Source organism: Bradyrhizobium viridifuturi, from assembly GCF_001238275.1.
Classification (GTDB): Bacteria; Pseudomonadota; Alphaproteobacteria; order Rhizobiales; family Xanthobacteraceae; genus Bradyrhizobium; species Bradyrhizobium viridifuturi.
The window spans coordinates 121202-146141 of the sequence record NZ_LGTB01000019.1 but is presented as its reverse complement, the minus strand read 5'-3'; the positions used below and the strand labels follow the sequence as shown (position 1 = coordinate 146141).

Below are 24940 nucleotides of genomic sequence, written 5' to 3'. Positions count from 1 at the left end.
CATCGCTGTCACGATCAAACCGGGGCCGGTCGCCACGCGGTTTGAACGTGCGCTTCTCGCCATCGCCGTCACGATCAACCTCGACCGGTCGCCACGCGGCTTGAACGCGCGCTTCTCACCATCGCCACGCGGACGATCGTCGCGGTTGAATCGGGGCCGGTCGCCGAAATCGCGGCGCGGCGCATCGCCGTCCTCGCGGCGACGATACGGCCGCTTCTCGCCATCGCCCTTGCCGCCGAAGTCCTTGCCGGCAAAGCCGCGCTTGGCAAATTTCTTGTCCGGCCCACGGGCAGCCCCGGAGCGGCCCTTGCCGCCGCCGGGCCGATCACGCCGGCCGCGGGAATCGTTGTGTTTGTCGCTATCGCGGGGCATGAATGTTCTCGCCTGGGCGTTCAATTGGGGTGCAAGGGCCAACCGGTCGTACGCGCCCCGTTGGCAGCGCGCTTGACGCAAAACCGGCATCCACTTTTGCTGAAGGCGAAGCTACTAGCAGGTTTCTTCGGATGATACGAGGCATGTCGGCCCCTTCTTTCATGGATTTGGCGCTGAAAACGGCCGAAAATGCCGGAAAATCGGGCGAAGTTCCGATCGGATGCGTCATTGTGCGGGGCTCAGAGGTGGTCGCCACCGCCGGCAACCGGACGCTGACCGACCGCGACCCCACCGCGCACGCCGAGATTCTGGCGATCCGGCGGGCGGCCGAGGCCATCGGCAGTGAGCGGCTGGTCGACTGCGACCTCTACGTGACCTTGGAGCCCTGCACCATGTGCGCCGGCGCGATCTCCTTTGCGCGCATCCGGCGGCTGTATTACGGCGCCGCCGACCCCAAGGGCGGCGCGGTCGAGTCAGGCGTGCGGTTCTTCGCGCAGCCGACCTGCCACCACGTGCCGGAGGTCTACGGCGCGGTCGGCGAGAGCGAGGCGGCGCGCATGTTGCGCGAGTTCTTCAGGGAACGGCGGTAGGCGACCCGAAAAGTAGACCCGTCACCCCGTCGTCCTGGCGAAAGCCAGGACCCATAACCACCGAATTTAATCGTGTGCGGGATCGTGGCCCCAGCATCGCGCAACAACGAGCGGCTGGGGTAATGGGTCCTGGCTTTCGCCAGGACGACACTGAACGTTTGGCGCCGCTTGTGAACCGTACATTCACATTCTCTCAGGATGACGATGCAGGATGGAGTCACCCCGCCAGAAAGAACTCCCGCAGCAGCTTCGCCGTCGCGTCGGGCGCCTCCTCGGGCAGGAAATGCCCTGACGCCACCGGCGCGCCGCTGACATTGGTGGCCCAATTCTTCCAGGTGTCGAGCGGGGTCGTCGCCGCGCTGGCAACACCGGCATCGCCCCACAGCGCCAGCATTGGGATCGTGATCTTCTTGCCGGCGTCGACATCGGCCTTGTCGATCTCGAAATCTGCGTAAGCGCCGGCGCGATAGTCCTCGCACATCGCGTGGATGCGCGCGGGATCGCGGAACGGCGCGAGATAATGTTCGAGTGCGCGCGGATCGATCGCCTCCAGCGTCTTGGTCCTGGTCTGGCTCGCCATCTTCTCCTTGAGGAAGAATTCGCCATTGTTGGAGATCAGCGTCTCCGGCAGCGGATAGGGCTGCGCCAGGAACGCCCAGTGGTAGATCTTCAGCGCCGACAGGCGATTGAGCTTTTGCCAGTAATCATAGGTCGGTGCGATATCGAGCACCGCGAGCTTCGACAGCCGGCCGGGATGATCGAGTGCCAAGCGGTACGACACCCGGCCGCCGCGGTCGTGACCGGCGAGTGCGAAATGCACATGCCCGAGCTGCTCCATGACTTCGACCATGGTCTTCGCCCAGGCGCGCTTCGTGTAGGGCGTATGGTCCTTGTCGCTGTCCGGCATGTCGGACCAGCCATAACCCGGCAGGTCGGCGATGATCAGCGTGAACTTGTCGTCGAGCTTCGGCGCAACCGTGTGCCACATCACATGCGTCGAGGAGAAGCCGTGCAGCAACAGCAGCGGCGGCCCCTTGCCGCCGACGCGGGCGAAGATGCGGCCCTGCGATGTGTTGATCCATTTCGATTCATAGCCGGGAAAAAGATCAGCGAGATCAGGCATCGGTGGCTCCTTCCCTGGCGCGGCCGCGCTGCTTCAAACTTTGTTCGGCGTTGCCGCTGGCTCGGGCGAGGTTTATGCCATCCGGAAGCCCAACCAACAACAACACGAAACGAGGAAGTGCCATGTCGATTGATTTCGAGATTCCCGCCGAGGCCAAGGCAATCCGCGAGAAGGTCCGCAAATTCGTGCACGACGAGTGCATTCCGGCGGAAAAGGAACTCGACACCAAGCCGCTTGCCGAGGTGCTGGGCCCGCTGCGCAAGAAGGCCCGCGCGCAGGGCCTGTGGTGCCCCTTCGTGCCGAAGGAGTATGGCGGTATGGGCCTCGGCCCGCTCGCCAACGCGCTGGTGCAGATGGAGCTCGGCGAGAGCATGCTCGGCGCGCTCTCGATGAACACGCAGGGGCCGGACGACGCCTCGATGATGACGATCCTGGCGCACGGCACCGAGTACCAGAAGGAAAAATTCCTTAAGCCGCTGCTGAACGGCGACAAGCGGATCTGCTTCTCGATGACCGAGAAAGCCGCCGGCGCCGACGCCACCGGCATGCAGACCACGGCGGTGAAGGACGGCAACGAGAACTACATCCTCAACGGCGAGAAGTGGTTCTCCTCGTCGGCGAGCGTCGCCGACCTTGCGCTGGTCATGGCGAAGACCGATCCGAATGCGCCGCGCCACAAGCAATATTCGACCTTCATCATCGAGCTGCCCAACCCCGGCTACAAGATCAAGCGCAACGTCGCCAACATGGCGATCGAAGGCCCGCATGACGACGTGATCCATGGCGGCCACTCCGAGATCGAGATCAAGGATCTGAAGGTGCCGGCCGACAATCTGCTCGGCGGCGAGGGCAACGGCTTCAACATGGGCCAGCACCGTCTCGCCTACGGCCGGCTGCGCCACGGCATGCACAACGTTGCCAAGGCGCAGCGCGCGCTCGACATGGCGGCCGCCCACGTCACCAAGCGCTCGACCTTCGGCCAGCTGCTGGCGACCGCCAGGCGGTGCAGTTCATGCTCGCCGACTGCGCCAGCGAGCTCTATATCGGCCGGCTGATGCTGCTGCACATCGCCTACAAGGCCGAGAAGGGCCTCGACATCCGCCAGGAGAACTCGATCGCCAAGATCTTCCACGCCCACATGGTGCACAAGGTGATCGACACCGCGATCCAGCTGCACGGCGCGCTCGGCTTCAGCCAGGATACGCCGCTGGCGAAATGGTACACCCAGGTGCGCTCGCAGCGGCTGGTCGACGGCCCCGACGAGGTGCACAAGTGGAAGATCGGCAAGAACGTCATCAAGGCGTTCCGCGAGCACGGCACCACGGCAAGCGCGGCGGGCGGGGATCTGCTGTAGTCTCGCCGTCATCCCGGGGTGGCGCAACGCGCCGAACCTCAGATGCGCAATTGCGCATCGGGGAATCTCGAGTTGACCTGACAAGCTGCCTACAACATCGGGTTTCCGGATCGACGCGCGAGGCGCGTCGTCCGGAACGACGCGGTGAATGCCCTAGCCACTCGCTGCGAACAGCTCCCATTTCCCGGGCAACCCCTTCAGCTCGAACGCACCGCGCTCGGCGAATTTCAGCCCGCGCCGGCGACGAGATCGGTGACGACGCGCGACACCAGCACCTCGTTCGAGGCGCACCTCGACATCACGCGCGCCGCGGCATGCACCGCGATTCCGCCGATGTCGGCCCCCCTCACCTCGATCTCGCCGGTGTGCAGGCCTGCGCGTACCGGCAGGCCGATCTGCTGGGTCGCGGAGCCGAATGCCAAGGCGCAGCGCACGGCGCGTCCCGGACCATCGAACGTCGCCAGAATGCCGTCGCCGGTGCTCTTGACCAGACGCCCGCGATGCCGGTCGACGATCTGCTGGGCGAGTTGATCGTGATCATCGAGCAGGCGCCGCCAGCGCTGATCGCCCATCGCTGCCGCGCTGCGGGTGGATTCGACAATGTCGGTGAACAGCACGGTCGCGAGCACGCGCTCCAGTTCGGTTTCCCCACTATCACGATGGCCGGTGACGAATTCCTCGATGTCGCCGAGCAGCGCCTCGGTCTCACCGACCCAGAAATAGTGATCGCCGCCCGGATATTCTATATACTTCGCGTCAGGGATCGCGCGTGCGACATCGCGGCCGAGCGCCACGGGAACGCGACCATCGCCGGTCCGGTGCAGGACGAGCGTCGGGACCTGGAGCGTCGGCAAGATCGTCGTGATGTCGATCGCGCGATTGAGAACGAGCAGCGTTCGCAGCGCACCCGGACTGCTCGACAGCCGCTCGAACTTCGCAATCTGCGCGATGACCTCTGGATTCGCGGCCTGGCTCGGCGCGACGGTCTTGACGGTGTCGCCCGAGCCCCAGTTCTGCACGACCTCGTCGCAGCGCTGTTGCCACTCCTCCTCGGGCAGACGATCCTTCGAGCGGGCAAAGCTACCGAGCAGGACAAGACGCGAGACGCGGTCCGGATAGGTTGCTGCAAACAGCACGCTCATCGGACAGCCCTCGGAGAAGCCGAACAGCACCGCGCGGGCGGAGCCGATGGCATCCATGATCGCCCGGACGTCGTCCATGCGCTGCTCGAGCGAGGGCGCGCCGGTCATCCGATCCGACAATCCCTGTCCGCGTTTGTCGAAGGTCACGACCCGGGCGAAACGCGACAGGCGGCGCAGCACGGCGGTGTAGCCGGCCATCTCGTGCATGAACTCGATATGCGAAAACAGGCCAGGGACGAGGATGATGTCGACGGGACCGTCGCCCATCACCTGATAGGCGATGCTGGCGTCGCCGCTCTGCGCGTAATGTGTCTCGGGCAGTCTGAAATCGGTCATTCGAAGGCCCCCGGGCGCGTCATTGTCGCCGCTGGGGCCGGATCGATCAACCCCGCTCCGCCTCCACCGCCTGCCAGGCAATGTCGCGGCGGCAGAATCCCTCCGGCCATTTGATGCGGTCGACCGCCTGATAGGCGCGGTCGCGCGCCTCGGTGACGGTCTTGCCCATCGCGGAGACGTTCAGCACCCGCCCGCCATTGGCCAGCACTGCGCCGTCCTTCGCCACCGTGCCGGCGTGGAAGATCTCGACGCCTTCGACCTTGGCGGCGTCATCGAGGCCGTCGATCCGCGTGCCCTTGATGTAGTCGCCGGGATAGCCCTTGGCCGCCATCACGACGGTCAGCGCCGGGTCCGGGTACCAGCGCAGGTCGAAGTTCTTCAGTTGCCCGTCGATCGAGGCGAGCAGCGCCGGCACGATGTCGGACATCATCCGCAGCATCAGCACCTGGCACTCGGGATCGCCGAAGCGGACGTTGTACTCGAACAGTTTTGGGCCCTGCGCGGTCAGCATCACGCCGGCATAGAGCACGCCCTTGAACGGGATGCCGCGGCTCTTCATCCCGGCGACCGTCGGCAGGATGATGCGGGCCATGATCTGATCGTGGATTTCAGGCGTCACGAACGGCGTCGGCGAATAGGCGCCCATGCCGCCGGTGTTCGGCCCCTTGTCGTGATCGAACACCCGCTTGTGGTCCTGCGCGGTCGCGAGCGGGATCGCGGTCTCGCCGTCGCACAGTGCGAAGAAGCTGATCTCGCGGCCAGAGAGGAATTCCTCGATCACGACCTCGGCGCCGGCCGAGCCGAACGCACCCTCGAACATCATCGCGATGGCGGCCTCGGCCTCGTGCAGCGTCTGCGCGACCACGACGCCCTTGCCGGCGGCAAGCCCGTCGGCCTTGACCACGATCGGCGCGCCCTGGGCGCGGACATAGGCTACCGCGTCCTTCGCATTGTCGAAACGGCGATAGGCGCCGGTCGGAATGTCGAATTCGCTGCAGAGGTCCTTGGTGAACCCCTTAGAGCCTTCGAGCTGCGCGGCCTGCTTGCTCGGTCCGAACGCCTTGATGCCGGCAGCGGCGAGATCGTCGACAATGCCGGCGGCGAGCGGCGTCTCCGGACCGACCACCACCAGATCGACCGCGTTGCGCCGGCAGAATTCGATCACCGCGGCATGGTCGGCGACATCGAGCGCGACGCACTCGGCCTCGCGCGCGATCCCGGCATTGCCCGGCGCGCACCAGAGTTTCGTCACCAGCGGAGATGCGGCGATCTTCCACGCCAGCGCATGTTCGCGGCCGCCGGAACCGAGCAGGAGGATGTTCATCAGGTACAGGCTCAAATGGGTGCAAGAGCTGTGTCGGTCGCACGAATCCCCGCCGGCCCGCAAGGGGCGACGGGGCCGATTCCCCCGTCATTCCGGCTCACGGCTGCTTGCCGGCGATGATCTCCTGCAGGGTCGCGACATGACGGGCAAAGGCGCCGCGGCCGGCCGCGGTCGCGGTCACCGTGGTCTGCGGCTTCTTGCCGACGAAGGTCTTGTCGACCGCGACATAGCCGGCCCGGGCCAGCGTCTCGATGTGGGCGCCGAGATTGCCATCGGTGGCGCCCGTCAGCTTCTTCAGCCGGGCGAATTCGAGCCCGGTCGAAACCGGCAGCGCATTGAGCGCCGCCATGATCCGGAGCCGCAGCGGCTGGTGGATGATCTCGTCGAGCTCGGCCATCGCTCAGATCCGGCGCATCCAGAGCCCGCCGAGGATGAGTGCGCCGCCATGCACGACAGCCATCCACAACAGCAGCGCCGGACCGGAGTAAAAGTAGGCGGTCACGATCAAGGCGCTGCTGCCGAGCGCGATCACGATGAAGACGTAGCCGAACCACAGGCCGGCGAGCGCATAGAACAGCATCGTGAAGAGCGGCCAGAACACCAGCATCTGGCGCGGCCCGAAATGGCCCAGCACCATCGAACAGAACACGCCGAACACGATGAACAGCAGGAACGCCATCAGCAAGCGGACCGCGAAGGCGCCTGCCCCCGGACCGACACCGCTGAACGCGGCAATTGCGATCGAGCCCGCGATTCCGATGAGATCGACGACGGCCCAGATCGTATAGCCCTGTGGCGGCCATGTGTAATTGGCGATGTAGCCGACAAACACCAATGCGCCCCACATGGTGATGATCAGACTGGCGGTCTGATAAATTCGCGACTGGCGGACGCGATGCACAATATCGTTGATGTCGTTCAGCGCCGCGCTGGCCTGCTGGCTGTCGATCATGACGGCACTCCACTCCGCCCGGCGAGCTCGGCGGCAAGCGGCGTCGTTTCCGCCGGTGGCCGATACTTTCCAATCAGGACGAAGGCGATCGTCATGGTCACCGCCGACAGGACCAGAGCGATCAGCCCGACCTGTCCGCGCGTCGTCAGCGGCAGCACGCGCGCCGCGATTTCGGTGGCCGCCGCCGACATCAGCGACACGTAGGACCAAGAGATCAAGTAGTAGTGCTGCAGTCGCCAGTTCGTCGGCCGAGGGCCGCGCAGCAGCGGAACAATCGCCGCCACGATGCAGGCGAAGTTCACGATCGCGCCGAGGTGGAACAGGTTGAACGCACCGGTGAAGCGATAGACCAGCATCGCGGTCCCGTCGGCGACCAGCATGGCGTAGACGTAGAAATAACCGCGCGCCCGGTGGCCGGCGCCGCGCTTTGGCCGCAGGAACTGGATCAGCCCGACACCGATGCAGAGTATCGCCACGACGGCGTGGACCGCGCCCGCCGCGGAATGGACCAAACCTGCCAACGTCGCCTGCGGGATCATCGATCAGCCCTCCAACGCGGCTGCGTTCCCATTTACAGAGAACTCTGTATCACAGAGTATATGCACAAGCAAGCCCGCGGATTGGCGACGGCGGGCAAAAGTCCCTACGTTGCGGTGAAGCCCACGAACAGCCGAATCACCTGCAAATGACCGCTGCCGCGCCGAATCTCGTCAACGCGCCCGAATTCACCGTCTCGGAACTCTCCTCCGCCCTGAAACGGACGGTGGAAGACCGCTTCGGCCATGTCCGCGTCCGCGGCGAGATTTCCGGCTTTCGCGGGCCGCACTCCTCCGGCCATTGCTATTTCGCGCTGAAGGACGAGAACGCCAAGATCGAGGCGGTGATCTGGAAGTTCGCCCACGCAAGGATGCGCTTCAAGCCGCAGGAAGGGCTCGAGGTCATCGCCACCGGCAAGCTGACCACCTATCCGAACTCGTCGAAGTACCAGATCGTCATCGACTCGCTGGAGCCGGCCGGCGTCGGCGCGCTGATGGCGCTGATGGAGGAGCGCAAGAAGAAGCTTGCGGCCGAAGGGCTGTTCGACGAGGCGCGCAAGCAGCTGCTGCCCTGGCTGCCGGAAGTGATCGGCGTCGTCACCTCGCCGACCGGCGCTGTCATCCGCGACATCCTGCATCGCCTCGAGGACCGCTTTCCGCGCCGGGTGCTGGTCTGGCCGGTCAAGGTGCAGGGCGACGGCTCGGCCGAGCAGGTCGCGGCCGCGATCCGCGGCTTCAACGCGCTGCCGGAGGGCGGCCGGATTCCGCGGCCTGACCTGTTGATCGTCGCGCGCGGCGGCGGCTCGCTGGAAGACCTGTGGTCGTTCAACGAGGAGATCGTGGTCCGCGCCGCGGCCGAGAGCCACATCCCGCTGATCTCGGCGGTCGGCCACGAGACCGACATCACGCTGATCGACTTCGTCGCCGACAAGCGCGCGCCGACGCCGACCGCGGCCGCCGAGATGGCGGTGCCGGTGCGCAGCGAGCTGTTCGTCGAGGTCCAGGCGCTGGCCCGCCGCACCATGGTGTGCTGGCAGCGCGCCCAGGAGGCTCGCCGCAACGAGCTGCGCGCCGCAGCGCGCGCGCTGCCGGCGGCGAACGAATTGCTGGCGATCCCGCGGCAACGGCTCGATCATCTCGCGGCCGGGTTGCCGCGCGGACTGAAGGCCAACACGCATGCGCATTTCCGCCGCTTTGCCGCGTCGAGCTCGCGGCTCACCATCGGTGTGCTGCGCGGCCAGGTCGCGCATGCAAGGCAGCGGCTCACCGCATCCGGCGAGCGCATCACGCTGTCGGCGCGCGCGCTGCTGCATCGCAGGCGCGAGCGTTTCAGCGGGCTCGAGATCCGGCTCAAGGCTTCGAAGCTCGCCAATGCCAAGGCGCAGCGCACCGCGATCGCCCGCGATCTGGAGCGCACCCACCGCCTCGCCGAGCGCGCCCGCCGCGCGCTGCTGACGACGCTGCAGCGGCTCGAGGCGCGCGTCGCCCACCGCGGACAGCTGCTGTCGGCGCTGTCCTATCGCGGCGTGCTGGCACGCGGCTTTGCGCTGGTGCGCGACGCGCAGGGCCACGCGATCCATTCCGCGGCGGCGGTCGGCCCGAACTCAGGCCTGTCGATCGAGTTCGCCGATGGCCGCGTCGCCGCCACCACGAATGCCGATCAGCCCGCGGCGACGGCAATGCCCGAGAGCCAGCCGAAGCCTCAGCGCGAAGCGAAACCGGCGACGCCGAAGCGCGCCGTCAAGCCGGAAGACCAAGGCAGTCTGTTCTGATTTTCCTGGCGCATGATCTCCGCGCAAACGCTCCGCGTTTGTCGCGAGGAAAGGCCGCCGTGCGCCTTACGGATCGCGCTCTAGCGCGACAGCCACTCGGCGACCTGCTTCTGCGCGTCCTTGCGCGCATTCGCATCGGTGCCGATATGGCCGCGCTCGGCGATCTCGGCGTCGGAGGCCGCGACCGCATGCAGCGGCAAATTGGCCCGGTCGAAGTCGTGATACGCCTCGGGATAGACCACGATCCGCGCCAGCGCGCTGCGGCCACGCGCGCCGTCGACCATCTGGTGGCAGGCCGATGACGACGTCACATCGTCGCGCGCGCCGATCAGAACCAGCGTCGGCACCCGCGCGCTCCAGCCGAGGCCGAACGAGGTGCGACAATCCGGATAGAACGCGACCGCCGAGCGGAAGTCCGGCTCGCCATTGCGCGACCACATTTGCGGCCGCACCGCCCACAGCAGAGCGGCTGCGCCATTGCCCCAGCCGATCAGGCTGATGCGGCTCTTCGCCACCCATTTCTGCTGCACCAGCCACTGCCGCGCGGCATTGATGTCGGCAACCCGCGCACGGCGGGTCTGGACCTGATGCTCCCTGATGCGGCACTGCGGGCCGAGCTCGCGCGAGCCGTAGCTGTCCGGCAGCAGCACCGCATGCCCTGACGTGAGCAGTTGCTCGGCCCAATCGCGGTAGCGCGGCAAGACGGCCTCGGAGTGGCCGGCGAGACCACCGCAGCCATGCAGCGCGATCACCGTCGGGAACGGGCCATCGCCATCGGGCCGGTAGAGCTGCGCGTGCAGCGTGACATTGCCTTCGGCAATCTCGACCTGGCGAGGCGCCGGAAGCGGCGCCGCGGCCGCAGCCGGCACGGCAAGCATCGCGAGGCAGATGAAAACTGACTTGAGGCGCATCCGATCCGGCCGGCTCGTTATGGCGCTGCCAACACAGCGGACCACATCCGCAACGCTACCATGCGCTTTCGCCGCCAAATCATCACAAGTCGGTGGTTTAACGGGCGGACATGACCCCCTATCTGTGATAGACGGCTTCATGAACATTTAAGGCTGCCTCGTCAGAGGCAAGGTGGAGAGCTCAAACGTGCTGAACAAGTTCGGTCCCTCGGGCCATGGCGAAGCGCAGGTGCAATATCTCGACGGCGATTTCCGCGTGATCTCGCCCGGCACCTTTGTGCGTTGTGCCATCACCGACGTCCGGATTCCGCTCGACGAGCTGAAGTACTGGAGCGTCGACCTGCAGGAAGCCTACGCCACGCCGACCGCCGTGCTGCAGCGCCACTATCCCGGCGTGCTCAAGCCGCAGGCCTGAGCTCAAGACTGGGCTCATCCGCGCAGCCTCCTGTCCCGCGCCTTGAACAACTGATCGGTCACGAAGCGCCGCAGCGCAGCCGCATCGTCGAATTGCATCGTCACTGCGAACGGCACGATCGCCTGTGCCGAGGCCGACATCCCCTGCGGATCGCGCAGCCGCGCCAGATCCTTTTCCGTCGTCACCAGCGTCAAGGCGTCAGCGCGCGCCTCGGCGACGAGCTGCTCGATCTCGTCCGCCGTGAAGGCGTGGTGATCGCCGAACGCCCTGCTGCGCACGACGTCGATGCCGCTCGAGCGCAGCGTGTTGAAGAAGCGCTCGGGATCGCCGATGCCGGCAAACGCAAGCACCCGCGCGTCGCTCAGCGCCGCCAGCGAAGCCTGGTCGGGCTTCAGACGTGCAGACAAGACCGGCTTGCCGCGCGACCCTAGATCGGCCGCGATCTTTGCTGCCGCGCTCCCCTCGCCAACCACAATCAGCGCGTCGGTCCGCGCGAGCTGCGGCGACAGCGGTGCGCGCAACGGGCCGGCCGGAATGACGCGGCCGTTGCCGACGCCGCGCGTGGCGTCGATCACGATCAGGCTTGCGTCCTTGGCTACGGATGGATTCTGGAAGCCGTCATCCATCAGGATCACGCTGGCATCCTGCGCGCGCGCCAGTGCGAGGCCCGCGGCGCGGTCGCGCGACACCACCACCGGCAAGGCGGCCGCCATCATCAGCGGTTCGTCACCGACATCGGCTGCGGTGTGGCGCTCGCGATCGACCTTGACCGGGCCGGCAAGCCTGCCGCCATAGCCGCGGCTGAGCACCACCGGCCGTTCGTCGAGCTCGCGCAGCAGTTTCGCCAGCGCCAGCACCGTCGGCGTCTTGCCGGCGCCGCCAACATGATAGTTGCCGATGCAAAACACCGGGATGCCGGCATCGGCGCCGGAGGGCCGCATCCGCCGCGCGGCGACCGCGCCGTATAGCGCGGCAAGAGGGCTCAACAGAGATGCGATCCAAGACGACGGCCGGTGCCAGAAGGCCGGCTCACGCATTGGCGGCTCCCATCTCGAGCCGCAACTGCAACAGATAGGGCTCGAGAGCGGTCACCGTGCGTTCCAGCGCACCACCGAGTTGCTCGACGACGCGTTCGGAGGCGGCCAGCGACGCATCACGCGATGCGGGATCGGCGAGGAACTGGCCGAGCTGCTTGACCAGTGCGTCCCGGTCATCGGCGCGCCGCGCGCCGCCGCTACGATCGAGCGCCTCATAGACGTCGGTGAAATTGAACACGTGCGGGCCGTGCACGATCGCAGCGCCAAGCTTGATCGCCTCGATCGGATTCTGGCCGCCATGCGGGACCAGCGAGCCGCCCATGAACACGATCGGCGCGAGGCGATAGAACAGGCCGAGCTCCCCCATGGTGTCGGCGACGTAGATATCTGTCGTCGCGACCGGCAGGTCCTCGTGCGAGCGCAGACCGGGGCGCAGGCCGGCAGCCGTCACGAGCTGTGCGACCGCCTCACCGCGATGGGCGTGCCGCGGCACGATCACCGTGAGCAGCCCGGGGAAGAATTTGGCGAGCGATTTGTGCGCCTCGATCAGGATCTCTTCCTCGCCGGGATGTGTCGACGCGGCGACCACGATCGCGCGTCCGCGCGTCACCGACATCAGCCGCTCCAGCTTGGCGGGATCGGCCGGCGGCGCCGCGACGTCGAGCTTGAGGTTGCCGGTGACGACCACATTGTGGCTGCCGAGCGCGGCAAAGCGTTCGGCGTCGGTGCTCGACTGCGCGAGGCAGATGTCGAACCGTCCGAGCAGCGCCTCGATGGTGTTGGAGAGCCGGCGCCAGCGCGGGAACGAACGCTGCGACATCCGCCCGTTGATCAGGACCATCGGCAGCCGCCGCGCGGCGCTCGACAGGATCAGGTTCGGCCACAAATCGGACTCGATGAACAGCGCCAGCGACGGACGCCAGTGATCGAGAAAACGCGCGACATAGCGCGGCGAGTCATACGGCACGTATTGATGGATCACGTCGGGCGGGAAGCGCTTGGCGACGATCGCCGCCGAGGTCACCGTGCCCGAGGTGAGCAGGATGCGCAAATTGAGCGCGCGCAGCCGCTCGATCAGCCCGACCGCCGCCAGCACCTCGCCGACGCTGGCGCCGTGGATCCACACCAGCGGCCCCTGCGGCCTGGTATCGGCGCTCATGCCGCGCCGCTCGCCGACGCGTTCGGGATCTTCCTTGCCGAGCTTGAGCCGCCGCTTGATCAAGGCAGGCACGACCGGCACCATCGCGGACGACAGCTTGCGGTAGACACGCAACGTCATCGGTAGCGAGCTAGCCAAGCATTGCCTCCGGCCGCCCGACCGCTGCATAGGCGCGCCGGGTCGCTTCGTTGAGCAGGTTCTCCACGTGCTGCCGAAGCTTTTCCATCGTCGCGGCGTCGGCATCCGGCGGCACGTAGACCGGCTCAATACCTACCACTGCGCCGCGCCCGAATGGTAAATTGATGGTGGTCGAATCCCAGTTTTTCAACCGAATGAATCGGCTGGTGACCATCGCAAAGGGGATAATCGGCCGGCCGGTTTCCCGCGCCAGCATGATGGCCCCGAGACCTGCTACCCGCGCCCGCTTCGGCACGTCGGCCGTGGTGGCCATGTTGCAGCCGTCTTCCAGCGTCCGCACCATCTCCAGGAAGGCGCCGACGCCGCCCTTGCGATGGAACGCGCCGGAGTGGTCGCCGGAACCTCTGATGGTGCCGATGCCGAGTCGCTCTACCGCGAGGGCGTTGAACTCGCCGTCGCGGTGACGGGAGATCAGGACCTTGGCGCGGTAGCTCGCCTTGGTCTTGATGAACGGCGTCATGAAGTGCTGGCCGTGCCAGAACACGAAGATCGCCGGCATCAGGGGCTCGACGATCTCGTAGACGTCAGACGGCTGATAGATGAAGCGGTTGGTGTACCAGACCAGCCGCAGATATTCGGCCGCAAGCACACCCAGCGCGCGCTGCACGAAGCCGCTGCGCAGCAGATCGCGAAGAAGTCGTTTCAATGGGAATGCTTTGTGTCCTGCTCGGGATCGAGCAACCGGTGGAGGTGAACGACGAAATAGCGCATCTGGGCGTTGTCCACGGTCGCCTGCGCCTTCGCCTTCCAGGCCGCATAGGCCGTCGCGTAGTTCGGGTAGACGCCGACGATCTCGACTTCGTCCAGATTCTTGAAGGTGTTGTGCTCGAGATCGGTCAACTCGCCGCCGATAACGAGATGAAGCAGCTGCGGCTGGGCATTGTCTGACATGATGGTGGTTTTCCTAACGAGATGCCCGGCAAAGCACTGAAGTCGTGGTCGTTACAGGTCGTGTCGTCACAAGTCTGATCGTCACAGGTCTGTCGTACGTCTGGTCGTCACAAACGGAAGCGCGGAGCGGATCGGCGAAGCCTTACGGCAATGGACGGCTGCGAAAATGCTCGACAATGCGTGCATGACGTTCGCGTCCTGCTGCCACCAGCACCCCATGCGTCACCTCCCGGCGATTGTACTCAATCGCATCCCCCGAGAGTGCGGTCATCTTACCACCCGCTTCCTGCACGATCAAATTCGCTGCGGCAAGATCCCAGTCGCGGCTTTGCCCGCCCGCAAAGGCCGCGTCAAGTCGACCTTGTGCTACACGGCACAGCCGCAAGGCCAGCGATCCGATTCGCGGAAACAGCGTGATCTCGTCCGGCAACGGGCTGAGCCGCTGCACCAGCGGTTTCGGTCCGGCCATGCGGGGAAAATTGAAGTCGGTGCCTGCGGTCGCATGCACGGCGGCGTCGTTCAGAGTGGCGCCCTGCCCACGGGCGGCAAAGAAGATTTCCTCGCTCACCGGCGCATACACGGCGGCGAGCACGGGAGATGCATTTTCAACCAGCGCCACACTGACGCACCAATCCTCGCGTCCGGCGAGATAGGCGCGGGTGCCGTCGATCGGATCGACGATCCAGGTGAAGCGCTTGTCGAGCCGCGTCGCGTTATCGGCGCTCTCCTCCGACAACCAGCCATAGCCGGGCGTCGCCGAACGCAGCTGCTGCTCCAGGAGATCGTTGACCGCGATGTCGGCCTCGGAGACCGGCGAGGACGCACCCTTGATCCAGTTCTTCAATTCGGTGCGGAACAGCGACAATGCGAGCCGGCCCGCCTCCTGCACCGATCTGGTCAGCAAGGCGGCATCGCGCGCCTTGGTCCAGTCGTCCGTATCAGCGTCCGCCAAGCGTCAGGCCCTCGATGCGCAGCGTCGGCGAATTGACGCCGTAGCGGAACTCCAGATCGTTGGCTGCGACCAGCGACTTGAACATCGGCAGCAGATGGCCGGCGATGGTCACCTCGCTGACCGGATAGGTGATCTCGCCATTCTCGATCCAGAAACCCGACGCGCCGCGGCTGTAATCGCCGGTCACGCCGTTGACGCCGGAGCCGATCAGGTCGGTGACGTAGAAGCCCTGCTTGATGTCGGAGATCAGCTCCTTCGGCGTCATCGCACCGGGCTCGAGATGCAGATTATACGTTCCAGGCGACGGCGACGACGACACGCCGCGATGCGCATGCCCTGTGGTGACCAGACCGAGTTCACGCGCGGTCGCGGAGTCGAGCACCCAGGTAGTCAGCACGCCTTCGTCGATCAGCGCGATCTTCTTCACCTTGACGCCCTCGGCATCGAAAGTCTGCGAGCGCAGGCCGCGCACGCGCAAGGGATCGTCGATGATGCGGATGTCCTTGGAGAACAGCTGCTCGCCGAGCTTGTCCTTCAGGAAGCTGGTCTTGCGCGCGATCGAGGCGCCGTTGATGGCGCCGACCAGATGGCCGATGATCGAGCCGGCAACCCGCGGATCGAACACGACCGGCACCTTGCAGGTCTCGACCTTGCGCGGATTGAACCGCGCCACCGCGCGCTCGCCGGCCTTGCGGCCGACGGTCGTGGGTGAATCGAGATCGGAGGCGTGCGGCGCGCTGGTGAAGTCGTAGTCGCGCTCCATGCCGGTGCCCTCGCCGGAGATCGCCGTCGTCGAGATGCCGTGGCTGGAGCGCAGATAAGAACCGTGGAAGCCGGTCGAGGTCACCAGCACCATGCCGCCGATCCCGGTCGAGGCCGACGCCCCGCCGGACTTGGTGACACCCTTGACCGCGAGCGCCGCAGCCTCCGCCGCGATGGCGCGCTGCTCGAGTTCGGCCGTGCTCGGGACGTTGCGGTCGAGCAGATCGAGATCGGGAAAATCATGCGCAAGCAGCGCGGGATCGGCCAGGCCGACATATTTGTCGTCCGGCGCCACGCGCGCCATCGCGACGGCGCGCTCGGCGAGCTTTGCGATCCCGTCGCCGGTGACGTCGTTGGTCGACACCACAGCCTGGCGCTGCCCGACGAACACCCGCAGGCCGACGTCGTCGCCCTCGGAGCGCTCGGTTTCCTCGACGCGGCCATCGCGCACCTCGACGCCCTGCGAGACGCCACGCACAGCGATGGCATCGGCGGCATCGGCGCCCGCGCGCCTGGCGGCATCGACCAGGCGCTGCGCGAGGTCGCTGAGCGCGGATTGGTCGAACAGATCGGAGGTATCACCGTGTCGCGATGCAGATGGTGAAGAGTTCACGAACGAATTCCTGCGGATTGAGGGGGGCCCGGAACGAAGTCGACAGACCCACCAGATGTGCCGGATTCACTGGAATTTCAAGCACTTTGCACCGGCGGGCAACAAAGATTTGAGTGATCGGCGCAAGGCTTCGTCAATCATGCGGGCCAACCTCTTGTCAATCATGGCGCCAGGTGAGGAGCGATTAACCAGGCTTTTTAAGCTGAAACGGCCATCGGTCGGCTAGGCTCCCACACATCGACCGGGAACATAATCCCGGCGGGGAGACTAGAGCTTTGAGGCGTCAAACACCAACAAGCGGAATCAATTCCGCCGGGTCGAGCTGCGCAATGCGGCTCGACCCTCTTTCCCTTCCGCTCAGCTTCCACGCGCAGGATGCGCGCGCGGACGGCGGCACGCGGCAGGTCGAGCTTCATCGCGAACATGTCGTGCTGCGCCGCGCCGTCCTCGGCATGCGGATGGCGGTCAATGTTCGCGTCAGCGATTTCCTCGGTGTCGCAGTGCGCGGCATCGACGACGCGCAGATGCTGGTGCTGGTGCACCGCGATCCCGCGCTCTCCATTCCGCTCGGCTCCAGTTCGGATGCCGACGAGATCACCTCCGCCTGGCAGATGTGGAGCGACATCTTCCACCTGCCGCAACTGACCGAGCCGCCGCCGCGGATGGCTTCTCCGCGCCGCCGCCGCCGCAACGCGATCCGCGCCCGCCGCCCGAAATTTCTGGTCCGCCGCCGCGCCGGTTTCCGCCTCAACGAAGCCAGCGTGCATCGCGACGAGCGCGAGATCATCGCGCGGGATTAGTTTCGTCGCACGCGCTCGCCTCACAACCGCCGTCGTCCCTGCGAAAGCAGGGACCCATACTCCGCGGCGGATGTTGTTGAAGGGGCTCATCGTTCCAACATCGCTTACCAATAACCTTCGTGGTTATGGGTCCCTGCTTTCGCAGGGACGACACTGAGTATGTTGCCCCGTCTGCGGATCACACATCTGCATTCTCGCGACATGAGTTGCCCGTCGGGCTGTTTGTCGCACCTCTCTCCGTCATTCCCCCGGCGAGCAATTGCGCACCGGGGAATGACGAGGGAAGGAATCACGCCGCCCGCAGCACCGCGTCGACGACCAGGCTTGCGAACAGGATGAAGCCCGCGTCGCGGTTGGATTTGAAGATGCGCAGGCAGAGCGCGGGGTCGCTGGTGTCGAGCCGCCGGACCTGCCAGCCGAGATGCAACGCGAACGCCGCAAGGCCGATCCAGGCCGGCCAGCGCGCGCCTGCCAGCGCGAACGCTGTGCCGATCAGGAGCACGGCGAGACCATAGAAGATCACCAGCGCCCGATGGGTACGCGCGCCGAACAGGCGCGCGGTGGATTTGACGCCGATCAGCGCATCATCCTCGGCGTCCTGATGGGCGTAGATGGTGTCGTAGGCGATCACCCAGGCGATCGATCCGGCGTAGAGCGCGATCGCGGTCAGATCGATGCGTTCAAGCGTCACCGCAAATCCCATCAGGGCGCCGTAGGAAAAGGCGAGGCCGAGCACGACCTGCGGCCACCAGGTGATCCGCTTCATGAACGGATAGATCGCGACGATCACGAGCGAAGCGATGCCGGTCATGACCGCAAAGCGGTTGAACTGCAGCAGCACGAGGAGGCCGATCAGCGCCTGCAGCACCATGAAGACCACGGCCTGCGTCACCGTCACCTGCCCGGCCGGGATCGGCCGCGACCGCGTGCGCTCGACCTTGGCGTCGAGATCGCGGTCGGTGATGTCGTTCCAGGTGCAGCCCGCGCCGCGCATCACGAAGGCGCCGATGAAGAACAGCAGGACTGTGAGCGGGAGCGAGCGAACGTCATGCGCGACGCCGGCGGCGAGCGCCGCCGACCACCAGCACGGCATCAGCAGCAGCCAGGAGCCGATCGGACGATCGTAGCGCGCGAGCCGCAGATAGGGGCGCGACCAGACCGGCGCATGGGTATCCACCCAGTTGCCCGTGGAGTCGGCAACGCGGGCAGAGACATCGCTCATGGATGATCCATCAACGGGTGAGAACGTTGCCGTTCAGGGTGTCGAAGGTGCTGCCGCCCTTCTTGGTCGGGGTCGCTTCCGGCAGCGAGGCGGACGAGCCGAGCACGTCGCTGAGCGACGGCCCCGCGGGCCCGCGCGGCTGCGCCGCCGCCTGCTCTGCGACGTTGCAGACCTTCTTCAGCAGCGCTTCGGTATTCTTGTGACCGGTCCTGAGCTGCTCGGAGATCTGCGGCGGGATCCCGCACTTCTGCGCGTTGGTGTCGACGTATTTGATCATCCTGACTTCAGCCTGGCTGTAATTGCCGATCAGCTTGCAGGCCTCCTGCGGGCTGGCGTGCCGGTCACTCGCCGCCTTGATCGCCTTGCCGCGCTTCTCGGTCTCCTCGCGCAGCGGCACGAAATCCTTCATGCAGGCATCGCCGGGCCCCCCGCCACCACCCGCCCCCGGGGGAGGCGGTGGGGATGACAGACCGCCACCGGCGATCGGAGCCGCACCATTGGTCGGAAATGCCGAGGGGGTGGCGCCGACCCTGGCCGCCGGCGCGCCGTTGACCGGCGGGAACGCTGGATCGGAAGCGGTCGCGGCCCTGGCCGGACGCGCGCCGTTCACCGGCGGAAACGCGGGGTCGTTGACGGTGCCGGCCTGTCCAGGCAGCGGAGCCGGAAAAGCGCTCTGCGCAGCAGCCTGCCCCGCAGACAGGGCGGTCGCGGCAACGGTCAGCACGATCAGTCGGCGGATCATCGAGGGTGTTTCTCCGGCAAAAGGTCCAGGCAACCCCAGCGCAACAAAACGAAGCAACGAATTTTGGGGGCGTTTTACGATTCCTGTGAGCCCTTAACAACCCGTGGATTTGGGCGACAGCGCGGCGTAGGGCCACACCGGCCACATTAAATTGTTCCCGGATCTAAGCCTTTAGGCTACGAACGGCGGTAAAATCGGGCTTCAAATCTGCCTGAACAGGATTTTCGGTCATGCCTCGATCTGGATTTGCAGCCCCGCAGGCCGACCGAACAACAAAAGGGGCCGCGTGCAAGCGACCCCTCGGACTTCAATATGACTTGGTGACAGAAGCAATGTATCGACGCTTTCTTCCTACCCGGCCCACGAATTCATGGCGAGTCCGCGGGATTACGGTGTCGTTCAGTTTGGTAAATTTGTCGGGCAGCAGTGAAGCCACCGTAGCGCTGGCGAACGATGCCCGTCATGGAATTTGAAGATCCTCCCCGAACATGCCCGAACACGATTTTCACAGCCCCCGCCTGTTCGTCGATGCGCCGCTCGGTGCCGGCGCAACCGTTTCGCTCGAACGCGACCAGAGCAATTATCTCGGCAACGTGCTGCGGCTCGGCGCCGGTGACACCGTGCTGGTGTTCAACGGGCGCGACGGCGAGTGGCGCGCAGCGATTTCCGGCCGCAAGCGCGCCGACACGCTGACGATCACGGCACAGACCCGCGCGCAGGATCGCCTGCCCGACGTCACCTATGTGTTCGCGCCGCTGAAACATGCGCGGCTCGACTACATGGTGCAGAAGGCCGTCGAGATGGGCGCCGCGCGGCTGGCGCCGGTGCTGACCCGCTTCACCCAGGTGTCGCGGGTCAATGGTGAACGGATGCGCGCCAATGTGGTCGAGGCCGCCGAGCAATGCGGCATCATCTCGCTTGCCGAGGTCGCCGATCCGCTGCCGCTCGAGCGTTACCTCGCCGGCCGCGACCCGGCGCGGCTATTGGTGTTCTGCGACGAGGCGGCCGAGGTCGCGAACCCGATGCAGGCGTTGCAGGCTGCCACAACAGCAAACAGCGGGATCGACGTCCTGGTCGGCCCCGAGGGCGGCTTTGCCGAGGAGGAGCGCGCGCTGCTGCTGCGCCAGCCCAACATCCTCCGCCTCGCACTCGGCCCGCGCATCCTGCGCGCCGACACCGCCGCCGTCGCCGCGCTGACGCTGGTGCAGGCAGCGCTGGGCGATTGGGGCGGCAGTGATGGACACACCAGCGCAAGGGTTCCCTCCCCCTTGCGGGGGAGGGAGCCTGAGAGGCGTGCTCACCTCACTCGCAAGTCGGCGTGCCCGGCCCCTAGCCAAGCCGTCGCAAAATCGTTAACGAACCCAATCATTAAGCCACTTGGCTGATCCCTGTCGAAACCATGGATCGGCCATGCTAAGGGCTCCGCCAGCACCACCTATGGAACCGGCCTCGAAACGCGATTTCGGGGCGAATTGGACCTCGAGATGACCGAAGCTGCCGCACCACGATCCGCCGCCGGATCCGCCATCTGGGCGGATGCGCTGCTGGCCTCGTTCGCGCAGGCCGGGTACGTCAGGTCCGAACCGGCGGTCCTGCAGCCGGCCGAGCCGTTCCTCGACCTCTCCGGCGAAGACATCCGCAAGAGCCTGTACCTGACGACCGACCCGAGCGGCGAAGAGCTCTGCCTGCGCCCGGACCTCACGATCCCGGTGGCGCGCGACTACCTGGCCTCGCCTCGCGCCGGCCAGCCGGCCGGCTTCAGCTATCTCGGCCCGGTATTCCGCTATCGCGGCGGCGCGCCGAGCCAGTTCCTGCAGGCCGGCATCGAATCCTTCGGACGGCAGGACCGCGCCGCGGCCGACGCCGAGATGCTGGCACTGGCGCTGGAGGCGACCACCGCGTTCGGGCTGAAGGACGTCGAGATCCGCACCGGCGACGTCGCGCTGTTCAACGCGCTGATCGATGCGCTCGAGCTCTACCCGGTGTGGCGGCGCCGCCTGATCAAGGATTTCAACCGCAAGGTCTCGCTGACCGACGACATCGAGCAGCTGACGCTTTCGACCGCGCCGGGCCGCAACGAATATGAGGGCGTGCTCGCGGCCCTCGCCGGCTCCGACCGCAAGGCGGCGCTGGCGCTGGTCACCGATTTGATGTCGATCGCCGGCACCACCAATGTCGGCGGACGCACGGTCGCCGAGATCGCCGACCGCTTCCTCGAGCAATCGACCTTGAAGGGCGGCGCGCTGCCGCGCGACGCGGTCGCCACCATCAAGCGCTTCCTCGCCATCTCGGGCGATCCGGACGACGCGGTCGCGCAGCTGCGCACGCTGGCCAGTGACGCCAAGCTCAACCTTGCTGCCGCGATCGACCAGTTCGAGAGCCGGGTCGGCTTCATGGCGGCGCGCGGCATCGACATCAGGAAGACGCGGTTCTCGACCGCGTTCGGCCGCGGCCTCGACTACTACACCGGCTTCGAATTCGAGTTGCACGCCAAGGGCAACGGCAGCGAGCCGCTGGTCGCGGGCGGCCGCTATGACGGGCTGATGTCGCAGCTCGGATCGGCCAATCCGATCCCCGCGGTCGGCTTCTCGGTCTGGATCGAGGCGATGACCCGGCACGGCAAGGCCCTGCGCGGAGACGCCCGATGAGCACGCCCTTCGTCGTCGCCGTTCCGTCCAAGGGGCGCCTGCAGGAAAACGCAGAGAGCTTCTTCGCCCGTGCCGGACTGAGCCTGTCGAAGGCCGGCGGCGCGCGCGACTATCGCGGCACCATCGCCGGCGTCGACAATGTCGAGATCGCCTATCTGTCGGCGAGCGAGATCGCGGCCAATCTGGCGCGCGGCGCCGTGCATCTCGGCGTCACCGGCGAGGACCTGGTGCGCGAGAGCATTCCGGATCCCGACAAACGCGTGCTGATGATCGAAGGCCTCGGCTTCGGCTACGCCAATGTCGTGGTCGCGGTGCCGCAGGCTGGATCGACGTCCGCACCATGGCCGATCTCGACGACGTCGCGAGCGGCTTCCGCGAGCAGCACAATCACCGCATGCGGGTTGCGACCAAGTACATCAACCTGACGCGCGGCTTCTTCGCCCGGCACGCGTCGGCGACTACCGCATCGTCGAGAGCGCCGGCGCCACCGAAGGCGCGCCCGCGGCCGGTACCGCCGAACTGATCGTCGACATCACCACGACAGGCGCGACGCTCGCCGCCAACGGGCTCAAGGTGCTCGACGACGGCGTGATGCTGCGCAGCCAGGCCAATCTGGTGGCCTCAAAGGATGCCGACTGGTCGAACGCGCCCGCGAGACCGCGCGCGTGATCCTCGACCACATCGCCGCGCGGGCCCGCGCCAGCAAATACCGCGAGGTCCGCACCCGCTTCGCCGGCTGTAACGACGCGCTGCTGTCCGAGGCGCATCAGCGCTTCGGCGTGGTCGCCCCGTTCGGCGGCCCGACCTCGTCGGGGATGCTTACGCTGCACTGCCCACCGGGCAAGCTCTACGCGCTCGGCAGCTTCCTGCGCGAGCACGGCGCCGAGACCGTGTCGGTGGTGTCGCTGGACTACGTGTTCGACCGCGAGAATCCGCTGTTCGCCAAGCTCGAGGCGTTCCTGCGACAATGAGCCGGCCGCGCCGTTCATCTTGGCGACAGGCGGCCGTCAGTACCATATTGTGTTCGTGATCTGTCGTTGTGACGCGTTTTCCTCACGCGAACCGGACGTCCCTTCGCCCGAAAACGCTCTAGTTCTGGAACCTGACCGATGATGCTGGGCTCTGACGTTTCCAGCCTGACCACGACCGCCAAGACCGCCGCCGCGCAGGGTCTGTCCATCGTCGTGCCCGTCTACAACGAGGCCGCCGGGCTCAGTGCGCTGCACCAACGGCTGATCGACCTCGCGAGATCGCTGCGCGCCCGTTACGGGCTTGCCTGCGAAGTGATCTATGTCGACGACGGCAGCGCCGACGATACGCTCGCAATCGCGCGCGGTCTGGCCGCCGACGGGCTCGACCTGCAGGTGGTGTCGCTGTCGCGCAATTTCGGCAAGGAGGCGGCGCTGATGGCCGGCCTCGACCATGCCCGCCGCGGCGCGGTCCTGTTCATGGATGGCGACGGCCAGCATCCGCCGACGCTGGTGGAGCAACTGGTCGCACACTGGATCGATGACGGCTACGACGTGGTCTACACGGCGAAGGCGCATCGCGACAATGAATCGGCGGCGCGGCGGCTTGCTGTCCGCGGCTTCTACGCGCTGATCAACTGGGGCGCGCGGCAGCAGATCCCCGAGGATGCGGGCGACTTCCGCCTGCTGTCGCCGCGCGCGGCAGCGGCCTTGCGGCAATTGCCGGAGCGCAACCGCTTCTTCAAGGGCCTCGCCAGCTGGATCGGCTTCAAGCAGATCCGCGTCGACTACGAGCCGGCGCCGCGCGCACACGGCGTCACCACCTTCAATGCCGGCCGGCTGATCGGTCTCTCGATCGAGGGCCTGACCTCGTTCTCGGTGGCGCCGCTGCGCTTCGCCAGCCTGCTCGGCGCGCTGCTCGCGGGCGTCGCCTTCCTGTTCGGCCTCTCGATCCTGTGGGAAGTCTTGACCACCGGCAAGCAGGTGCCCGGCTATCCGTCGCTGATGATCGGCATGATGACGATCGGCGGCGTGCAGCTGATCATGATCGGCATCGTCGGCGAATATATTGGCAAGATCCTCTCCGAGCTGAAGGCGCGGCCGATCTACTTCGTCGCCGAGCATACCGAGAAGCACGCCGACGGCGGCGCGGCGCAAAATGCCTCCGAGCGGACCGCCGCCGAATGAGCGAAGCACCGCCGCGCCGGATCTGGCTGTGTGCTGACGATTATGGCTTGAGCGACGGCGTCAACCGCGCGATCCGCGATCTGATCGAGCGCGGCCGCCTCAATGCGACCTCGGTGATGATGGTGACGCCGGCGATCGGCCGGGAAGCTGCGGCCGCATTGCAGGAATCGGTGGCGAAAAGCCCGCGCTGCGCGATCGGGCTGCATGTGACGCTGACCGCGCCGTTCCGGCCGCTGACCATGCATTTCCGCCCGCTCGACGGCGATATGTTCCTGCCGTTCCCGAGGTTGTTGCGCGCCGGGCTGATGCATCGGCTCGACGCCGAGCTGGTCCATGACGAGGTGCTGGCGCAGCTCGACGCCTTCCACGAGCTGTTCGGCCGCGCGCCCGATTTCGTCGACGGCCACCAGCACGCGCAGCTGTTCCCGCAGGTGCGCGACGGCTTCCTGCGCGCCGTGAAGGAGCGCGCACCGGACGCCTGGGTGCGGCAGTGCGGACGCGAAGGTCCGCTGGCGCGCCAGCTCGCGGCGCCGAAGGCGCTGGTGCTGAATGTGCTCAGCACCCAATTCCGCATCAAGGCGCAGCGAGCCGGCCTACGCTTCAACCCGGCCTTCGCCGGCGCCTATGATTTTACGCGCGAGAACGATTTCGCGGCACTGATGCGCGGCTTTCTGGACGGTATGCCGGAAGATGGCCTCGTGATGTGCCACCCCGGTTTCGTCGATGAAACCCTGAAGAGTCTCGACCCGCTGACGACGCAGCGCGAGACCGAGCATGCCTATCTGGCGGGCAACGATTTCCCCGCGCTACTGGCCCTGAATAAAGTTACACTCGAATAAAGTTACACCTGCCTGACGCCGGTTTTGGCGCGTCTTCTTCACGCGAACCGGTATCCGCTTCGCTCGAAAACGCTTCAGGTTCACAGGTCGTATT

The 24940-nt window shown here is 66.3% G+C and carries 23 protein-coding genes and 4 pseudogenes; 11 read left to right on the top strand and 16 right to left on the bottom strand.

Features of this window, described 5'->3' with window-relative positions; all coding sequences use genetic code 11:
- A pseudogene (locus ALC15_RS19020) lies at positions 1-372 on the bottom strand (pseudouridine synthase); the annotation flags it as partial.
- A gap of 131 nt (positions 373-503) precedes the next feature.
- On the opposite strand from ALC15_RS19020, the gene ALC15_RS19015 reads away from it, so the two are divergent.
- A complete protein-coding gene (locus ALC15_RS19015) occupies positions 504-962 on the top strand; it encodes a nucleoside deaminase (RefSeq protein WP_050628552.1) in 459 nt (152 codons plus the stop codon).
- A gap of 217 nt (positions 963-1179) precedes the next feature.
- Here ALC15_RS19015 and ALC15_RS19010 read toward each other — a convergent pair whose 3' ends face one another.
- On the bottom strand, positions 1180-2085 hold the full coding sequence (locus ALC15_RS19010; RefSeq protein ID WP_050628551.1) for an alpha/beta fold hydrolase: 906 nt from the start codon (positions 2083-2085) through the stop codon (positions 1180-1182).
- Positions 2086-2159: 74 nt separating this feature from the next.
- Here ALC15_RS19010 and ALC15_RS19005 point away from each other — a divergent pair, with 74 nt between their 5' ends.
- Positions 2160-3140, top strand: coding sequence for an acyl-CoA dehydrogenase family protein (locus ALC15_RS19005; protein WP_347336295.1), 981 nt, complete (start codon positions 2160-2162; stop codon positions 3138-3140).
- Positions 3077-3439 (top strand): annotated as a pseudogene (locus ALC15_RS46310) (acyl-CoA dehydrogenase family protein); the annotation flags it as partial. The gene ALC15_RS19005 and the pseudogene ALC15_RS46310, both read left to right, overlap by 64 nt.
- 227 nt (positions 3440-3666) lie before the next feature.
- Here ALC15_RS46310 and ALC15_RS19000 read toward each other — a convergent pair.
- The 5 genes from ALC15_RS19000 to ALC15_RS18980 all read right to left on the bottom strand — a co-directional run bounded on the left by ALC15_RS19000 (position 3667) and on the right by ALC15_RS18980 (position 7732).
- The gene (locus ALC15_RS19000) at positions 3667-4917 is read right to left on the bottom strand and encodes an adenylate/guanylate cyclase domain-containing protein (RefSeq protein ID WP_244486148.1); all 1251 of its coding nucleotides are present in this window, start codon (positions 4915-4917) and stop codon (positions 3667-3669) included.
- A 46-nt stretch (positions 4918-4963) separates the two neighbouring features.
- Positions 4964-6241 carry a phosphoribosylamine--glycine ligase gene (gene purD / locus ALC15_RS18995; RefSeq protein ID WP_050628550.1) on the bottom strand — a complete coding sequence of 426 codons (1278 nt, stop codon included), beginning with the start codon at positions 6239-6241 and terminating at the stop codon, positions 4964-4966.
- A 97-nt stretch (positions 6242-6338) separates the two neighbouring features.
- The gene (locus ALC15_RS18990) at positions 6339-6638 is read right to left on the bottom strand and encodes a winged helix-turn-helix domain-containing protein (RefSeq protein WP_050628549.1); all 300 of its coding nucleotides are present in this window, start codon (positions 6636-6638) and stop codon (positions 6339-6341) included.
- A gap of 3 nt (positions 6639-6641) precedes the next feature.
- Positions 6642-7193: a V-type ATP synthase subunit I domain-containing protein gene (locus ALC15_RS18985; RefSeq protein ID WP_050628548.1), complete on the bottom strand. Its 552-nt coding sequence runs from the start codon at positions 7191-7193 to the stop codon at positions 6642-6644.
- Positions 7190-7732, bottom strand: a complete 543-nt coding sequence (locus ALC15_RS18980; protein ID WP_094193958.1) for a DUF2306 domain-containing protein — start codon at positions 7730-7732, stop codon at positions 7190-7192. The genes ALC15_RS18985 and ALC15_RS18980 overlap by 4 nt, the downstream gene beginning before the upstream one ends.
- Positions 7733-7878: 146 nt before the next feature.
- On the opposite strand from ALC15_RS18980, the gene xseA reads away from it, so the two are divergent.
- Entirely contained in the window at positions 7879-9501 is a 1623-nt protein-coding gene (gene xseA / locus ALC15_RS18975) for an exodeoxyribonuclease VII large subunit (RefSeq protein WP_050628546.1), read from the top strand.
- Between the two features lie 80 nt (positions 9502-9581).
- Here xseA and ALC15_RS18970 read toward each other — a convergent pair whose 3' ends face one another.
- Entirely contained in the window at positions 9582-10412 is an 831-nt protein-coding gene (locus tag ALC15_RS18970; protein WP_050628545.1) for a dienelactone hydrolase family protein, read from the bottom strand.
- 187 nt (positions 10413-10599) lie between these two features.
- On the opposite strand from ALC15_RS18970, the gene ALC15_RS18965 reads away from it, so the two are divergent.
- Entirely contained in the window at positions 10600-10827 is a 228-nt protein-coding gene (locus ALC15_RS18965) for a DUF2093 domain-containing protein (protein WP_050628573.1), read from the top strand.
- A 14-nt stretch (positions 10828-10841) separates the two neighbouring features.
- Here the strand turns inward: ALC15_RS18965 and lpxK are convergent, their stop codons facing one another.
- From lpxK to ALC15_RS18935, 6 genes are all read right to left on the bottom strand, one after another.
- Positions 10842-11864: a tetraacyldisaccharide 4'-kinase gene (gene lpxK, locus ALC15_RS18960; protein WP_050628544.1), complete on the bottom strand. Its 1023-nt coding sequence runs from the start codon at positions 11862-11864 to the stop codon at positions 10842-10844.
- Positions 11857-13191, bottom strand: coding sequence for a 3-deoxy-D-manno-octulosonic acid transferase (locus tag ALC15_RS18955; protein WP_050628543.1), 1335 nt, complete (start codon positions 13189-13191; stop codon positions 11857-11859). The genes lpxK and ALC15_RS18955 overlap by 8 nt, the downstream gene beginning before the upstream one ends.
- On the bottom strand, positions 13154-13867 hold the full coding sequence (locus tag ALC15_RS18950; protein ID WP_050628542.1) for a lysophospholipid acyltransferase family protein: 714 nt from the start codon (positions 13865-13867) through the stop codon (positions 13154-13156). Before ALC15_RS18950 ends, ALC15_RS18955 begins: the two co-directional genes overlap by 38 nt.
- Positions 13864-14112, bottom strand: a complete 249-nt coding sequence (locus tag ALC15_RS18945; protein ID WP_050628541.1) for a DUF4170 domain-containing protein — start codon at positions 14110-14112, stop codon at positions 13864-13866. The genes ALC15_RS18950 and ALC15_RS18945 overlap by 4 nt, the downstream gene beginning before the upstream one ends.
- 142 nt (positions 14113-14254) lie before the next feature.
- Positions 14255-15064: an inositol monophosphatase family protein gene (locus ALC15_RS18940; RefSeq protein WP_050628540.1), complete on the bottom strand. Its 810-nt coding sequence runs from the start codon at positions 15062-15064 to the stop codon at positions 14255-14257.
- Positions 15051-16439 carry a TldD/PmbA family protein gene (locus tag ALC15_RS18935; RefSeq protein ID WP_050628539.1) on the bottom strand — a complete coding sequence of 463 codons (1389 nt, stop codon included), beginning with the start codon at positions 16437-16439 and terminating at the stop codon, positions 15051-15053. The genes ALC15_RS18940 and ALC15_RS18935 overlap by 14 nt, the downstream gene beginning before the upstream one ends.
- Before the next feature lie 275 nt (positions 16440-16714).
- Between ALC15_RS18935 and ALC15_RS18930 the strand changes: the two genes are divergently transcribed.
- The gene (locus tag ALC15_RS18930) at positions 16715-17239 is read left to right on the top strand and encodes a DUF6101 family protein (RefSeq protein WP_050628538.1); all 525 of its coding nucleotides are present in this window, start codon (positions 16715-16717) and stop codon (positions 17237-17239) included.
- Positions 17240-17528: 289 nt separating this feature from the next.
- Here ALC15_RS18930 and ubiA read toward each other — a convergent pair whose 3' ends face one another.
- Together ubiA and ALC15_RS18920 are read right to left on the bottom strand one after the other, a co-directional pair.
- A complete protein-coding gene (gene ubiA, locus ALC15_RS18925; protein ID WP_050628537.1) occupies positions 17529-18461 on the bottom strand; it encodes a 4-hydroxybenzoate octaprenyltransferase in 933 nt (310 codons plus the stop codon).
- A 10-nt stretch (positions 18462-18471) separates the two neighbouring features.
- Positions 18472-19203 (bottom strand): hypothetical protein, encoded by a 732-nt coding sequence (locus ALC15_RS18920; RefSeq protein WP_050628536.1) that lies wholly within the window; start codon positions 19201-19203, stop codon positions 18472-18474.
- 488 nt (positions 19204-19691) lie between these two features.
- Here ALC15_RS18920 and ALC15_RS18915 point away from each other — a divergent pair.
- The 5 genes and pseudogenes from ALC15_RS18915 to ALC15_RS18895 all read left to right on the top strand — a co-directional run.
- Positions 19692-20444 (top strand): annotated as a pseudogene (locus tag ALC15_RS18915) (16S rRNA (uracil(1498)-N(3))-methyltransferase); the annotation flags it as partial.
- A 243-nt stretch (positions 20445-20687) separates the two neighbouring features.
- Complete coding sequence (locus ALC15_RS18910; RefSeq protein ID WP_050628572.1) at positions 20688-21851, top strand: ATP phosphoribosyltransferase regulatory subunit; 1164 nt, start codon at positions 20688-20690, stop codon at positions 21849-21851.
- Positions 21848-22822, top strand: a pseudogene (hisG, locus tag ALC15_RS18905) (ATP phosphoribosyltransferase). Before ALC15_RS18910 ends, hisG begins: the two are co-directional and overlap by 4 nt.
- A 138-nt stretch (positions 22823-22960) precedes the next feature.
- Positions 22961-24007 carry a glycosyltransferase family 2 protein gene (locus ALC15_RS18900; RefSeq protein ID WP_050628535.1) on the top strand — a complete coding sequence of 349 codons (1047 nt, stop codon included), beginning with the start codon at positions 22961-22963 and terminating at the stop codon, positions 24005-24007.
- Complete coding sequence (locus ALC15_RS18895; protein ID WP_050628534.1) at positions 24004-24846, top strand: ChbG/HpnK family deacetylase; 843 nt, start codon at positions 24004-24006, stop codon at positions 24844-24846. Before ALC15_RS18900 ends, ALC15_RS18895 begins: the two co-directional genes overlap by 4 nt.
- Positions 24847-24940: the final 94 nt, after the last annotated feature.

Coding starts and splice junctions, on each gene's coding strand:
- ALC15_RS19010 (WP_050628551.1), bottom strand. CDS start 2,085: ATGCCTGATCTCGCTGATCTTTTTCCCGGCTATGAATCGAAATGGATC.
- xseA (WP_050628546.1), top strand. CDS start 7,879: ATGACCGCTGCCGCGCCGAATCTCGTCAACGCGCCCGAATTCACCGTC.
- ALC15_RS19005 (WP_347336295.1), top strand. CDS start 2,160: ATGCCATCCGGAAGCCCAACCAACAACAACACGAAACGAGGAAGTGCC.
- ALC15_RS18985 (WP_050628548.1), bottom strand. CDS start 7,193: ATGATCGACAGCCAGCAGGCCAGCGCGGCGCTGAACGACATCAACGAT.
- ALC15_RS18990 (WP_050628549.1), bottom strand. CDS start 6,638: ATGGCCGAGCTCGACGAGATCATCCACCAGCCGCTGCGGCTCCGGATC.
- ALC15_RS19015 (WP_050628552.1), top strand. CDS start 504: ATGATACGAGGCATGTCGGCCCCTTCTTTCATGGATTTGGCGCTGAAA.
- ubiA (WP_050628537.1), bottom strand. CDS start 18,461: ATGAGCGATGTCTCTGCCCGCGTTGCCGACTCCACGGGCAACTGGGTG.
- ALC15_RS18955 (WP_050628543.1), bottom strand. CDS start 13,191: ATGCAGCGGTCGGGCGGCCGGAGGCAATGCTTGGCTAGCTCGCTACCG.
- ALC15_RS18895 (WP_050628534.1), top strand. CDS start 24,004: ATGAGCGAAGCACCGCCGCGCCGGATCTGGCTGTGTGCTGACGATTAT.
- ALC15_RS18920 (WP_050628536.1), bottom strand. CDS start 19,203: ATGATCCGCCGACTGATCGTGCTGACCGTTGCCGCGACCGCCCTGTCT.
- ALC15_RS18945 (WP_050628541.1), bottom strand. CDS start 14,112: ATGTCAGACAATGCCCAGCCGCAGCTGCTTCATCTCGTTATCGGCGGC.
- ALC15_RS19000 (WP_244486148.1), bottom strand. CDS start 4,917: ATGACCGATTTCAGACTGCCCGAGACACATTACGCGCAGAGCGGCGAC.
- ALC15_RS18900 (WP_050628535.1), top strand. CDS start 22,961: ATGATGCTGGGCTCTGACGTTTCCAGCCTGACCACGACCGCCAAGACC.
- ALC15_RS18970 (WP_050628545.1), bottom strand. CDS start 10,412: ATGCGCCTCAAGTCAGTTTTCATCTGCCTCGCGATGCTTGCCGTGCCG.
- ALC15_RS18910 (WP_050628572.1), top strand. CDS start 20,688: ATGACCGAAGCTGCCGCACCACGATCCGCCGCCGGATCCGCCATCTGG.
- lpxK (WP_050628544.1), bottom strand. CDS start 11,864: ATGCGTGAGCCGGCCTTCTGGCACCGGCCGTCGTCTTGGATCGCATCT.
- purD (WP_050628550.1), bottom strand. CDS start 6,241: ATGAACATCCTCCTGCTCGGTTCCGGCGGCCGCGAACATGCGCTGGCG.
- ALC15_RS18980 (WP_094193958.1), bottom strand. CDS start 7,732: ATGATCCCGCAGGCGACGTTGGCAGGTTTGGTCCATTCCGCGGCGGGC.